The organism is Halomonas sp. KM007 (genome assembly GCF_050709225.1).
Lineage (GTDB): Bacteria > Pseudomonadota > Gammaproteobacteria > Pseudomonadales > Halomonadaceae > Vreelandella > Vreelandella hamiltonii.
The window spans coordinates 730,400-743,439 of the sequence record NZ_CP136131.1 but is presented as its reverse complement, the minus strand read 5'-3'; the positions used below and the strand labels follow the sequence as shown (position 1 = coordinate 743,439).

General features: G+C 59.8%; 15 protein-coding genes. 10 read left to right on the top strand and 5 right to left on the bottom strand.

The genetic code is table 11. From position 1 onward, the window contains the following. Positions 1–31: 31 nt before the first annotated feature. The 5 genes from RVM27_RS03460 to rloA3 all read left to right on the top strand — a co-directional run bounded on the left by RVM27_RS03460 (position 32) and on the right by rloA3 (position 3,979). Complete coding sequence (locus RVM27_RS03460; RefSeq protein ID WP_498940688.1) at positions 32–190, top strand: DUF2256 domain-containing protein; 159 nt, start codon at positions 32–34, stop codon at positions 188–190. Then, positions 187–1,608: a cryptochrome/deoxyribodipyrimidine photo-lyase family protein gene (locus tag RVM27_RS03455; protein WP_498940690.1), complete on the top strand. Its 1,422-nt coding sequence runs from the start codon at positions 187–189 to the stop codon at positions 1,606–1,608. The genes RVM27_RS03460 and RVM27_RS03455 overlap by 4 nt, the downstream gene beginning before the upstream one ends. Next, a complete protein-coding gene (locus tag RVM27_RS03450) occupies positions 1,601–2,059 on the top strand; it encodes a DUF3429 domain-containing protein (protein ID WP_498940692.1) in 459 nt (152 codons plus the stop codon). Before RVM27_RS03455 ends, RVM27_RS03450 begins: the two co-directional genes overlap by 8 nt. A gap of 67 nt (positions 2,060–2,126) precedes the next feature. Beyond that, a complete protein-coding gene (locus tag RVM27_RS03445; protein ID WP_498940694.1) occupies positions 2,127–3,383 on the top strand; it encodes a lytic murein transglycosylase in 1,257 nt (418 codons plus the stop codon). Between the two features lie 65 nt (positions 3,384–3,448). Further along, on the top strand, positions 3,449–3,979 hold the full coding sequence (rloA3, locus tag RVM27_RS03440; RefSeq protein WP_498957744.1) for a retropepsin-like aspartic peptidase RloA3: 531 nt from the start codon (positions 3,449–3,451) through the stop codon (positions 3,977–3,979). 13 nt (positions 3,980–3,992) lie between these two features. Here rloA3 and RVM27_RS03435 read toward each other — a convergent pair whose 3' ends face one another. Continuing rightward, complete coding sequence (locus RVM27_RS03435) at positions 3,993–4,703, bottom strand: 16S rRNA (uracil(1498)-N(3))-methyltransferase (RefSeq protein ID WP_498957365.1); 711 nt, start codon at positions 4,701–4,703, stop codon at positions 3,993–3,995. Positions 4,704–4,838: 135 nt separating this feature from the next. Between RVM27_RS03435 and phaR the strand changes: the two genes are divergently transcribed. The 5 genes from phaR (at position 4,839) to RVM27_RS03410 (ending at position 8,444) form a co-directional block, all read left to right on the top strand. Then, positions 4,839–5,303, top strand: a complete 465-nt coding sequence (phaR, locus tag RVM27_RS03430; protein WP_016916575.1) for a polyhydroxyalkanoate synthesis repressor PhaR — start codon at positions 4,839–4,841, stop codon at positions 5,301–5,303. Positions 5,304–5,407: 104 nt separating this feature from the next. Beyond that, entirely contained in the window at positions 5,408–6,700 is a 1,293-nt protein-coding gene (purD, locus tag RVM27_RS03425) for a phosphoribosylamine--glycine ligase (RefSeq protein ID WP_039182052.1), read from the top strand. 34 nt (positions 6,701–6,734) lie between these two features. After that, complete coding sequence (locus tag RVM27_RS03420; RefSeq protein WP_498957364.1) at positions 6,735–7,178, top strand: acyl-CoA thioesterase; 444 nt, start codon at positions 6,735–6,737, stop codon at positions 7,176–7,178. Beyond that, on the top strand, positions 7,178–8,050 hold the full coding sequence (locus RVM27_RS03415) for a phosphoribulokinase (RefSeq protein ID WP_039182055.1): 873 nt from the start codon (positions 7,178–7,180) through the stop codon (positions 8,048–8,050). The genes RVM27_RS03420 and RVM27_RS03415 overlap by 1 nt, the downstream gene beginning before the upstream one ends. A 52-nt stretch (positions 8,051–8,102) precedes the next feature. Next, positions 8,103–8,444 carry a histidine triad nucleotide-binding protein gene (locus RVM27_RS03410; protein ID WP_498957363.1) on the top strand — a complete coding sequence of 114 codons (342 nt, stop codon included), beginning with the start codon at positions 8,103–8,105 and terminating at the stop codon, positions 8,442–8,444. Between the two features lie 147 nt (positions 8,445–8,591). Here RVM27_RS03410 and ettA read toward each other — a convergent pair whose 3' ends face one another. The 4 genes from ettA to RVM27_RS03390 form a co-directional block, all read right to left on the bottom strand. After that, positions 8,592–10,253, bottom strand: a complete 1,662-nt coding sequence (ettA, locus tag RVM27_RS03405; protein WP_016916580.1) for an energy-dependent translational throttle protein EttA — start codon at positions 10,251–10,253, stop codon at positions 8,592–8,594. 377 nt (positions 10,254–10,630) lie between these two features. Beyond that, entirely contained in the window at positions 10,631–10,843 is a 213-nt protein-coding gene (locus RVM27_RS03400; RefSeq protein WP_016916581.1) for a PA3496 family putative envelope integrity protein, read from the bottom strand. A 182-nt stretch (positions 10,844–11,025) separates the two neighbouring features. Next, positions 11,026–11,463: a PAS domain S-box protein gene (locus tag RVM27_RS03395; protein WP_016916582.1), complete on the bottom strand. Its 438-nt coding sequence runs from the start codon at positions 11,461–11,463 to the stop codon at positions 11,026–11,028. A gap of 183 nt (positions 11,464–11,646) precedes the next feature. Continuing rightward, the gene (locus RVM27_RS03390) at positions 11,647–12,960 is read right to left on the bottom strand and encodes an MFS transporter (RefSeq protein WP_498957362.1); all 1,314 of its coding nucleotides are present in this window, start codon (positions 12,958–12,960) and stop codon (positions 11,647–11,649) included. Between the last annotated feature and the right edge of the window lie 80 nt (positions 12,961–13,040).

Genomic DNA, 13,040 nt, shown 5'->3' with positions numbered 1-13,040 from the left:
CGCGGTGATTGACGCGTAGCGAGTTGGACAGATGAGACGAAAACAAGACCTACCGGAAAAAGACTGCGTTCAATGCCAGCGCCCATTTACCTGGCGGAAAAAATGGGCGCGCTGTTGGGGGGAAGTGAGTTTTTGCAGCGAACGTTGCCGACGCGAAGCCAGACAGCACGCCGAGGAGGCGCGAGCATGAACAGCACGACTGATATTGTCTGGCTACAGGATAATCTCCGTGTAGCGGACAACCCTCTATTACATTTCACATCCGCCCCTGATCAACTGGTTTGCCTTTATGTACTGGACCGCGCATGGTTGCGCTCCAACATATCAGGCGAAGAGACTTGCCGCCTTGGCCCGGCGCGCCTGCGTTTCTTGTGGCAAAGCCTGATGGAACTGCGAGGCGAGCTGCTGCAATTGGGTAGCGATCTGCTGGTACGTATCGGTCACCCCGCCGAAGAGGTGGTGGCCATGGCCACGCGTCTCAATGCTCGACAAGTATTGGTTGCCGAGCACTCAGGCTGCGAAGAGCGTACCCACATCGATCAAGTGGCCGAGTCGCTGCCCGAACATTGCCCGCTGGTGCGTTCCGATAGCGGTTATCTGATTGACGCCTCGGCGCTGCCGTTTGCGCTGGAAGATTTGCCTGCCAGCTTTTCGGCGTTTCGTCGCCATGTGGAAAAGCATTGCGAAATCCCCGAGCCGCTGAGCATGCCAGTGACGCTGCCTGGGTGGCCAGATGACGCCCCCCGTGGCTTCCCGCCGCTCAAGGATGTGTGTCAGCAGAGCGCGGCCTGGCAGCCAGACAAGCGCCAAGGCTTTGTATTCGTAGGCGGTGAATCTGCCGCTGGAGACCGGCTGCAGCACTATCTGTGGCGGCAGAATGGCGCTGAGTCTTACAAGAAGACCCGCAATGGCTTGCTGGGCGCCAATTTTTCGACGCGGTTTTCGCCTTGGCTGGCCAGAGGCTGCCTCTCTGCTCGGCAAGTACATCGTGAGGTCAAGGCCTGGGAAGCCATCAACGGTAGCTGCGAGTCCAGCTACTGGATCGTGTTCGAGCTGTTGTGGCGTGACTATTTCCATCGTGCCGCGCAATTGGAAGGGGCCACGTTATTTGGTCGCGAGCAACTCCCCGTACCCAACGAGGCGTTCAATCGCTGGCGTGATGGCAAGACAGGGATCCCGTTCATCGATGCGGCGATGATCGAGCTCAAAGGGACCGGATGGATATCCAACCGCGCACGGCAGAACGTGGCCAGTTTTCTGGTCAAGGACCTGGGCGTTGATTGGCGTTTGGGCGCTGGCTGGTTCGAGCATTGCCTGGTCGATTACGACGTGGCCAGTAATTGGGGTAATTGGCGCTATATTGCCGGAGTAGGGCGAGACCCTCGGCAAGACCGCTATTTCAATGTGCTGAAGCAGGCGGGGCATTACGACCCGAAAGGTCTCTATGTCGCATACTGGCTGCCCGCCCTCGAGTCCTTGCCCTTTGGCCTCGAACGGCAACAGCCCTGGCGAGTCGCGCCTTCCAGGTTCGATGCGCCTTGTGTGCTGCCCAGTGAATGGCAGCGCTGGCTGATTTCTGCCGAAGAGTTCGAGGAGACCGATGAGTAAGGAAGCAGGGCGCGTCATGAACGAATGTCGATTGGCATGGGGCTCGGGGCTTGCCGGGCTGATCCCGTTCATTGCGGCGAGTGGCGCAGCATGGTGGGCGCCTACTGCCTGGCAGGTCACGGCGATTTACGGGTTTACTTACTACAGTGCGGTGATTCTGTCATTTCTGGGCGGCGTTCATTGGGGCTGTGCGCTGCAGGTCTCGCGGCCGGGTAACGGCAGGCGCCTGCTGCTGGCCATGGTGCCGAGCCTGATTGCCTGGCCTGCGCTGCTTTTCGATGTGGTGACGGGGCTATGGGTGCTGTTGGCAGGCTTTGTGCTCATTGGCCTTTACGATGTCAGCCGCGATGGCCGTGAAGGATTTCCTCGCTGGTACACAGGGTTACGCTGTGTGCTGACCGGTATCGTGGGGGCTGCCCACCTGGTGGTGCTTTGGCGGCTCATGGCCTGAGGCTGGCATCAGACCCGTTTCTGAGCCATTATCACAGCCACGCCAAGGACAGCCATGAGACGATGACATGTTATTGAAATCCCAAGCATCACCCGCTTTCGCGCCCTCCTTCAAGCCAGCCTTGATACTGGCAACGATGCTGGCTTTGGGGGGGCAATCTGCCCAAGCCAGCCCTCAACTGATGACCGAAGTCGATGCGCGAGCCGCCGAGCAAGTGCAGTATGCCAGCTTCAACCAGTGGCTGAGTGATTTCCGCCGTTACGCCGCCAATCAAGGGATCAGTGAAGCCACTCTGGCCAAAGCGCTGGACGGTGTGCGTTATCGCGAGCGCGTGATCGAGCTGGATCGTTATCAGCCTGAGTTCGTCAGGCCCATCTGGCAATACCTCGATAGCGCAGTGTCCAGTACGCGCATTGCCAATGGTCGTGAAAAGTATGCTCAGCATCGCGATACTGCTCAACAGATGCAGCAGCGCTATGGGGTGCCTGCCGAAATCATCGTTGCCATCTGGGGTGTCGAGAGTAATTACGGCAGCAACTTTGGTGACTTTTCGACGCTGGAGTCACTCGCCACTCTGGCCTACGACGGCCGTCGCCGTGATTTTGCCCGCGGAGAGCTTCTGGCAGCGCTGCGTATCATCGATCAGGGAGATATCGCCGCCGATGAGATGCGCGGCTCCTGGGCCGGGGCCATGGGGCATACTCAGTTCATCCCCAGCAGCTTCGAAGCCTATGCGGTGGACGGCGACAACGATGGACGGCGTGACATCTGGGGCAGTATTCCCGATGTCATGGCCTCGACGGCCAACTACCTGGCCCGCGCCGGTTGGCAAGCAGGCCAGCCCTGGGGGGCGGAAGTGGTGCTGCCTGATGCGTTCGACTACTCGCAAACCGAGCGTCTGAGCTCGGCCCAATGGGCCGCGCAGGGCGTACGAGCAGTGAATGGCGATTTGCCTGCTTTCGATAGCGCTGCCGTTATCGTGCCAGCAGGCGCCAGTGGCCCAGCATTCATCGTAGGCCCCAACTTCCGTGCCATTTTGCGCTACAACAATGCGACCAGCTATGCGTTGGCGGTGGCGACATTGGCCGATGCCATTGCCGGGCGTCAGGGCATTACTCAGTCCTGGCCCACTCATGAGGCACCTTTGACGCGCGACGATGTCAGAACGCTGCAACAGCGGTTGAACAACGCCGGTTATTCGGTGGGCGCCGCCGATGGCATCATGGGGCCCAATACCCAGGCCGGTGTGCGAGCCTTCCAGCGTGATCAAGGGCTGGTGCCAGATGGCTTTGCCACTCAATCACTGCTCGAGCGACTGCCATAATTCCACTACCCTTTTAATCCAACTATCAAGGATGCGTTGCGATGGTGAATAGACTGCGAAAGGCCATGGGCATGACGGCTCTGGCGAGTGTGCTGATGGCGAGTGTCAGCGTACAGGCTGAGGACAAGGTGTTCGGCTGGGTGGAGAACGCGTTCATCGAGCCTTGGGGCATTGGCGTCAAGGCCAAGCTGGACAGCGGTGCGCTGACCTCGTCGTTGGACGCCCGTGACATCGAGATTTTCGAGAAGGATGGCGAAGACTGGGTGCGCTTTCGCTTAAAGCTGGAGGATCAGGCCAGCGGTGAGACCTTTAGCGACGAAATCGAACGTCCGCTGTATCGTGAGCAAGCCGTGCGCGGCGCCGGTGGGCGCGATGAACGCCCCGTGGTGCTGATGGATGTGTGCATGGGCGACACCATCTATGAAGAGCAGTTCAGCCTGCGCGACCGCGAAGAGATGATTTACCCGCTGCTGCTGGGGCGTCGCACGATCAGCCATCTTGGGTTACTGGATGTGCGCAGAACGTTCCTGCAGACACCGGAGTGTGGGGAGAATGCCGAGTACGTTCCCCACGACCCCGAAGATGATCAAACCTGATCAATAGGGTGAGTCAGAACAGCCGTGCCAGCAGCGCCGTCACGGCGGTTTCTACTCTCAGGATGCGCGGGCCCAGGTGCATGCCCTTGCATCCTGCTGCCAGCAGTTGCTCGACTTCCCATTCGATAAAACCACCCTCTGGCCCCACGAAAAGTGCACAGGGCTCGTCGATGCCGCGTGGGCAGGCGTTGGGCATGCCGGGGTGAGCGACGAGCCCCCGTCGCTCGTGTAGTACGCCGTTCAGGTGATCTTCCAGAAAAGGGCGAAAGCCCTTGCACAGGGTGACCTGCGGGAGCTGCGTGTCGCGTGCCTGCTCCAACCCGAGCAGGAGATGCTGGTGCACCTTTTCCGGGCGTAGCTCCGGCGATTGCCAGTAGTTTTTCTCCACCCGCTGGGTGTGCAGTAGGGTAATCTGTTTCACGCCTAGCGCAGTGACATGTTCCAGCGTGCGGGCCAGCATGCGCGGGCGCGGCAAGGCCAGCACCAGATGCACCGGTAGCGGGGGCGGTGGAGGCGTTTCCAGCGGGCCCAGGTGGAAGGTGGCAACGCTGTCGCTCAGCTCGATCAGCTCGGCCTTGCCCATGTTGCCTCCCTGAACGCCCACGCTCAGTTGGTCCCCCGGCTGGGCGCGATGTACGTCGCGCAGATGCGTCAGGCGGCGGGTGTCGGTCAGGTGGGCTCGTTGGCCGTTCACCTCACTGGGGTCGAGCAAAATCAGGTTCATGATGGTCGTCTATTAGTCGTGGGCAGGCCGCGCATCGCGGCACTAATCCGTTAAGCTGGCTTGCATGGGCGTGTGTTGCAGGCACAATAGCAGCCATGGCGACAAAAGCCTTTATCGCGTTTAAGGAGATACGCTGTGCGCGTCATTCGTAAATATGCCAACCGCAGGTTGTACGACACACAACAAAGCCGCTACGTGACGCTGGAAGATTTGCGCCGTCTGATCATCGACGAAGAGCCTTTTCGTGTCGAAGATGCCAAAAGTGGCGAAGACCTCACGCGCACGATTCTACTGTCGATCATTATCGAACAGGAGCAGGCCGATAGTGAAGCGGAAGTGTTCTCCAACGACCTGCTGGCCCAGTTGATTCGCGTGTATGACATGTCGTCACCGCTGCCTCTGGCGCGCTATCTGGAACAGGGCACCCAGCTGATGCTGGAGCAGCAGAAGCGCCTCCAGAGCCAGTGGCAGCAGGCCATGCGGCATACGCCCATGGAGTTCATGCGTGAACTGGCCGAGGAGAACATGCGCTTTTGGCAGAACACGCTCAACCAGCCTTCCACCAAGGAAGACGACGACCCAACGGATGGCAAGCCTTAGCTTCACAACAGCGCTGGGTTTCAGACAGCGCTTGGCGCCCCGCTAGCGGCTGCGTTATGGCATAATGCGCCCATCGATGCTCTCCTGTTTTGAGAAGGATACCCATGAAAGTTTTGATGATCGGTGGCGGTGGCCGTGAACATGCCCTTGCCTGGAAGCTTGCCCAATCCCCCCAGGTCGAGCAGGTGTTCGTAGCGCCTGGTAATGCAGGTACAGCCACGGAGCCCAAGCTGAGCAATGTGGCCATAGCCGCAACCGACCTGCCGGCACTGGTGGCGTTTGCTCAGCAAGAGCAGATCGCCCTGACGGTCGTTGGCCCGGAAGCGCCGCTGGTGGAAGGGGTGGTCGATCAATTTCAGGCAGCGGGCCTGACCATCTTTGGCCCTACCCAGGGGGCTGCTCAGTTGGAAGGCTCCAAGTCCTTCACCAAGGACTTCCTGGCCCGCCACGCCATTCCCACCGCCGACTACCAGACCTTCACGGCGGTCGAGCCAGCGCTTGACTACCTGGCCCGCATGGGCGCGCCCATCGTCATCAAGGCCGATGGTCTGGCCGCCGGCAAGGGCGTGATCGTGGCCATGAGCGAAGCCGAAGCCGAAGCCGCCATTCGCGATATGCTGGAAGCCAACGCCTTTGGCGATGCCGGTGCCCGGGTCGTCATCGAAGAGTTTCTGGACGGCGAAGAAGCCAGCTTCATTGTCATGGTCGACGGTGAACATGTCGTCCCCATGGCCACCAGCCAGGATCACAAGCGTGCCTTCGATGGTGATACCGGTCCCAATACCGGCGGCATGGGGGCTTACTCACCGGCGCCTGTGGTCACGCCCGAGGTGGATGCCCGCATCATGGAGCAGGTGATCCTGCCTACCGTACGAGGCATGGCTGAAGAGGGCAATGCGTACACGGGCTTCCTGTATGCCGGTTTGATGATCGACGCTGCGGGCCAACCCAAAGTGATCGAATACAACTGCCGCTTTGGTGACCCGGAAACCCAGCCCATCATGATGCGTCTGGTGTCGGATCTGGCGGAGCTTTGTCTGGCGGGCGCCAAAGGCGAGCTGGCAGGCAAGCAGTGTGAATGGGACAGTCGTGCGGCGGTGGGCGTGGTCATGGCGGCGGGCGGTTATCCCGGCAGCTATCGCAAAGGCGATGTGATTCACGGTCTGACCGATGCCGAGCAGGCCCAGTGCAAGGTGTTCCACGCAGGCACTGCCCTGACCGATGAAGGCGAGATCGCCACGGCCGGTGGGCGCGTGCTGTGTGTCACGGCGCTGGGCGACAGCGTGTCGGCTGCTCAGCAGCAGGCCTATCAGGGGGTCAAGGCCATCCAGTGGGAAGGTGCCGAGTTCCGCCGTGACATCGCCTTCCGCGCCATTGCCCGGGAAGTGAATCACTAACGACCCCTTTCGTCACCCAAGCAGGAGAGCCGTCATGGAGCGCGTTGCTATCGAATTTCCCGCAGACGCGGTGATCCACCGCCATACCCTCTCGGTGCGGGTGACCGACATGAACTACGGCCGCCACCTGGGGCATGATGCCCTGGTGTCGCTGCTGCATGAAGCCAGGGCACAAGCACTGGGTAGCCTGCACTTGCCCGAGTGGGACATGGGCGGCTATCCCAGCGTCGTGGTGGACCTGGCGATACAGTATCAGCAGGAAGCGCGCTTCCCGGAGGTGCTGGTTATCGAGACGGCGGTGCCTGAACCTCAGGGCAAGGCATTGACCGTCTATCAGCGTGTCTTGAAGGAAGGCAGCGAGACCGTGGTCGCCACGGCCCGAATCAACAAGCTGCTGCTGGATCTGGGGGCTGGCAAGCCGGTGCCCATTCCTGACGCGGTGAAGCAGACACTCGCCGAGGCAAGGGGGGGGAGCTGATGTCCCGAGAGTACCCCATCATTGCCGTCACCGGCTCCTCCGGGGCAGGCACCACGACGGTGCGTCGCAGCTTCGAGCGCATGTTCCTGAGAGAAGACGTCCACGCGGCCATGGTGGATGGCGATGCCTTCCATCGCTATACCCGCGATGACCTCAAGCGCATCTTCCGCGAAGAGCCCGAGCGCAAGGATGAGCTTTCTCACTTTGCCGTCGAGGCCAACTTGCTGGATCGTCTGGAAAGCCTGTTCGTCGAGTACGGTGAACACGGCACTGGCACCTATCGGCACTACATCCATGCAGAGGACAAGCAGAAGATCGAAGCCGGTTATCGAGTGGGCACCTTTACCGAATGGCAGGCACTGCCCTGTGGTACCGACCTGCTGTTTTATGAAGGGCTGCACGGCGGGTTGGTGACTCAGGAGTATGACATAGCTCGGCACGTGGATTTGCTGGTGGGCGTTGCGCCGACCATGAACCTGGAGTGGATTCAGAAGATCGATCGTGACACCAAGCTGCGTGGCTACTCACAGGAAGCGGTCATCGACACCATTCTGGGGCGCATGGACGATTACGTGCGCTATATCCAGCCGCAGTTTTCGCGTACCCATATCAACTTTCAGCGCGTGCCTACCGTCGACACCTCCAACCCCTTCGAAGTGCAGGATATCCCGACCGATGCCGAGTCTTTCGTGGTAATTCGCTTTCGCGACCCCTCGACCGTGGATTTCCCCTGGCTGCTGGCCATGATCAAGGATGCGTTCATGACGCGGCCCCATACGCTGGTGGTGCCCGGTGCACGCATGTCGTTGGCGATGGAGTTGATCCTCGCCCCGTTGGTTCGCCACCTGCTGGCTCAGCGCCGTTTCCGATAGGCGCGCTTAGCTGGCTCTTTTGACAATAACGCGCCACACCAAGGAGGCTGCGATGGAGTGCCTGTTTTGTAAAATCATCAACCGCGAGATTCCTGCGGATATCGTTTTCGAAGACGAGCATGTACTTGCCTTTAACGATATTAGCCCTCAAGCGCCTACGCATCAGCTCATCATCCCTAAAAAGCACATTGCTACGCTCAATGACATTGCGCCTGACGATCTGCCGGTGATCGGCCGCTTGCAATATACCGCTGCCCAGTTGGCCAAACAGCAGGGGTTTGCCGAGGACGGCTATCGGGTGGTCATGAACTGTAACGAAATGGGCGGGCAGACGGTCTACCACATCCATATGCACTTAATGGGCGGGCGTCAGTTGACTTGGCCTGCAGGTTAAGTCTAACGCGGGAGGCTCGCTTTGGCGGGCGAAGGGCGCCGCCAGGCGCCCTGGCAAAGTCAGCCATCGCGAGCTGAAACTCCCTCCCACACCCGCCCTGCCGGGCACTGGTGGGAGGTCGCTTTAGCAGGCGAAAGGCGCCCGCAGTCAAGCGTCGATACGTTTGTACTTCATGCGCTTCGGCGTGTCGTTGCCGACTCGTTTCTTGTGATCTTCTTCGTATTCCGTGTAATTGCCATCGAAGAACACTACTTCCGAGTCGCCCTCGAAGGCCAGGATGTGCGTGGCGATACGATCCAGGAACCAACGGTCGTGGGAGATCACCATGGCGCAGCCGGGGAAGGCCAGTAGGGCTTCTTCCAGGGCGCGCAGTGTCTCGATGTCCAGGTCGTTGGAGGGTTCGTCCAGCAGCAATACGTTGGCACCCTGCTTGAGGGTTTGCGCCAGCTGCAGGCGCCCGCGCTCACCGCCCGACAGCTCATCCAGGCGCTTCTGCTGGTCGTTGCCCTTGAAGTTGAAGCGACCCACGTAGGCACGCGAAGAGACTTCGTAGCCGTTGATGTTGAGAATGTCCTGGCCGTCGGATACCGCTTCCCAGACCGTCTGCTTGTCGTCCAGCGCGTCGCGCAACTGCTCGACGTAGGCGATATCCACGGTTTCACCGATTACTACGTCGCCCGCATCCGGCTGCTCCTTGCCGGTGACCAGCTTGAACAGCGTCGATTTACCCGCGCCGTTACCGCCGACGATGCCGACAATGGCCCCTTGGGGAATGGTAAAGGAGAGGTCCTGATAGAGCAGCTTGTCATCGAAACGCTTGGTGACGTTGTGGAATTCGATGACCTTGTCACCCAGGCGCGGGCCAGGCGGAATGTAGATTTCGTTGGTTTCGTTACGCTTCTGGTAGTCGCCGGACTGCATCTCTTCAAAGCGATTGAGACGTGCCTTGCTTTTGGCTTGACGGCCTTTGGCGTTGCTGCGTACCCACTCCAGCTCTTGCTTGATGGCCTTCTGGCGCGAGGCTTCCTGCTTGGCTTCCTGGGTCAGGCGCTGCTCTTTCTGCTCCAGCCACTGCGAGTAGTTGCCCTCGAAGGGGATACCCTGGCCGCGGTCCAGTTCGAGAATCCAGCCCGCCACGTTGTCCAGGAAGTAACGGTCGTGAGTGATGGCCACGACGGTGCCGTTGTAGTCGTGCAGGAAGCGCTCCAGCCAGGCCACCGATTCCGCATCCAGGTGGTTGGTAGGCTCGTCCAGCAGCAGCATGTCCGGGCTGGACAGCAGCAGGCGACAGAGGGCAACACGGCGGCGCTCACCCCCGGAAAGGTTGCCTACCTTGGCGTCCCAGGGCGGCAGGCGCAGGGCTTCGGCGGCCACTTCCAGCTTACGCTCGATGTTATGGGCGTCGGCGGCTTCGATGATGTTTTCGAGCCGCGCCTGTTCGCTGGCGAGGGCATCGAAGTCTGCATCCGGTTCTGCGTAAGCCGCGTACACGGCATCCAGTTTCTGCTGAGCTTCCTTGAGGGCACCCAGCGCTTCCTCGACGGTATCCCGGACGTTTTTCTCGTCGTCCAACTGCGGCTCTTGGGGCAAGTAGCCCACGTTGATGCCGGGCATCGGACGAGCTTCACCTTCAAACTCTTTATCGACACCGGCCATGATGCGCAGCAGCGTGGATTTACCAGCGCCGTTCAAGCCCAGTACGCCAATCTTGGCCCCCGGGAAAAACGACAGCGAGATATCCTTGAGAATTTGCTTCTTGGGAGGCACGACTTTGCCAACCCGATTCATGGTGAATACGTATTGCGCCATGGAAATCCGTTAGGTTGTGGTAAAAGCGGGGCCAGCAGTGCTGGCTTGGTGTACAGATGATAGTGCCCAGCGCGGCTAAAGGCCAGCCGCACGGTACTGAGTCAGGTGAGCAGGATGAAACGAAAAAACGTACGGAAATGAAAAGTTCTACGCAGACTGGTTTGCATCTATTGGCCCCCACAGGCTGGCCTGGAGGCACTCACTGCTGTGGGAGGGGGTTGTTGTGGGAGGGAGCTTTAGCTCGCGACGATTCAGGCACCAGTGCCTGCCCAGACAGTCGCCCAATGAAATTGGCCTCCCACAAGCTGGCCTGGAGGCACTCACTGCTGTGGGAGGGAGCGTTCTGTTCGAACGACAGAGCATCTGCCCGTAAGGCGCTACTCTTCCTCATCCCAGTCGTCTTTGATGGCACGCTGCAGGCGTCGCTCTTCTAGCCATGCTTCCACCTGGCGCCGTGCGCGCAGGGTGTCGGCCTTGCTGGGTTTGCTCTTGGCGTATTGATCGTCGTTGACCGCGTCCAGGTTGTCGAAGTCGTCGGCGTCCAGCCCGTCGCTGGTGTAGGTCTCACGATTCAAGGGGTCACGGCTCATGGTATGCCCTCCAACCCAGGCCGGCGCACCGGCATCACAACGGCTCCCTTCCGCAGGGAGCGCCTAACGCTAAACAAGCGCCTAGGCGCTATATAACGCCAGTTGGGATGAAGTTCAAGCACAAACTTGCCTTGGCCGCCATTAAATCCCCAGAGCTACCAACAGCAGCATGGCCACAAACGCTATTCGGCCAGCGCCTGCTGTTCTTTCAGCGCTGCCAAAGCCAGCTGGGCTTCGACCCGTTCGGTGACGTCTTTCTGCACGCCGATGTAGTACATCAGGTTGTCGGCTTCATCATAAACCGGCGTAATCGATAGCTCGTTCCAGAACATCGTGCCGTCTTTACGATAGTTGCGCAGCACTTCGCGAGAGGGGCGGCCATCCTGCAGGGCATCACGAATCGACGCGAGGGCATCCTGGTCGCGGTCTTCGTTCTGCAGGAAACGACAATCTCGATAAAGGATTTCGTCTGCACTGTAGCCGGTCAGACGCTCGAAGCCTTTGTTGACGTAAATCAGAATGTTTTCGTCACCTTCCTGCTCTGCAACGACAATGCCATCTTCAGAAGCATCAACAATGCGTTCGAGTAACTCCGGGCTGATCAAGGGAGATCGTTTCATCAATGGATTCCTGTGCTTCTCGTCATTCTAGCCGTGTCGCTGTTCGTCAGCGCGAGGCTCGTTATAGGCAGGGTAGGCGATGCCACTTACCACTGATTACAGCTAGGATAGCAAAAAAACCACGTTACGCCGTGATTCCCGCCCATCATGGCGAGCGTTGCACGGGTTTGCAATCCTTGAAGATCACTCTGCTTCTGGAAGGCGCTGAGCGCTTACCATGGCCCCCAGTGCAGTGACCGCCAGCACCAGCAGCAGAGGGCTGCTGCCAAGCCTCTGTGCCAGCCCGCCAATCAGGCCACCCACTGCCAGCATGAGCACTCCTGTGAAAGTGTTGGATAGCGCCACATAGAGTGCTCGGTTGTCCTGACTGGCTATATCGACCAGGTAGGTTTTGCGGCCCAGGCGAACTCCATGGTGAATGATCATCAGCAGGGCATAAACGCAGGCGTAGGGCAGTACGCTGCGGGTCCACTCGCCCGGTAGCCAGGCAATGCCTGCGCCCAGGCAGCAACACAGAGCGGTACCGACGGCAGCATCACGCATGACGCGGCGGCTGGAGTGGTCCGCACGTTTACCCCATATGGGGCTGGCAATCATTGCTGACAACCCTGACACCACCACCATGATGCCTAGCCCGCCCAGCTCACTGCCGCTTTGCTGTTGACCCAGCAAGGCCAGATAGGGCAGAGCGAGTGCACTGGAGAGCAGCAGCGCCCTGGCCAGGTTGAAGTGCAGGAAGGTACGGTCCTCACGCATCAGGGTGAACCCGAGCTTGATGCTGTCCCAGGCATTTTGACCGCCTTCTACGGCGCCCGGCATTTCCTTGATGCGCGCGGCGCTGAACGCGTTGAGCAACCATCCCGCCGCCGCGACACATAGCAGCAGGGCCAGCGCCACGTTACCTGGGCGATCACCGAACCACAGCAACACACCGCCCGCCGCCAGCGTGGCGGCACCTGCTACGCTGCCACTCCAGCCCATGAGGGTCCCTCGCCGGCGCTTGGCGATGGTCTTGCCCAGTACGTCCTTGGTGGCGATCGACGAAAGCCCCCTCGCCAATGACAGCACCACCAGTACCGCCAACACCAGAAATCCGCCCACTGTTCCATTGCCCCAGAGCGCCAGTAGCGCGAGGCACAGTGCGGCCAAGGCTTGAAGCAGCGCTCCGGTGACCCAAACCCACTTGCGCTGAGGTTTCAAGCGAATGAAGCCTGCCACGAAAAGCTGAGGCAGCAGCGCACCAGCCTCGCGGATGGGCACCAGCATGCCCACCATCCACACTGGCGCACCAATAATGCCCATCAACCAGGGCAATACCAGCCGTGCACTGGAGAGTTCATCCGCCAGCTTGTTACCCAACGCCGCCCATAGATGATGGAAAAAGTTGCGCGGCTGCTCTTGGCAGGCGCCGTCAGGAATATCGGCGCACATGCGGCTGTCGTCATCGCCCGTCAGCCACTCATAGAGACGCGTTTGTGAAACATCTGGCTGGGCCATGGGGTTCCTTGGCAGTTGCTAATATAAGATGACAGAATGCTTGATCAATATCATAGCGTAATCGACATGATAGTTTAGCT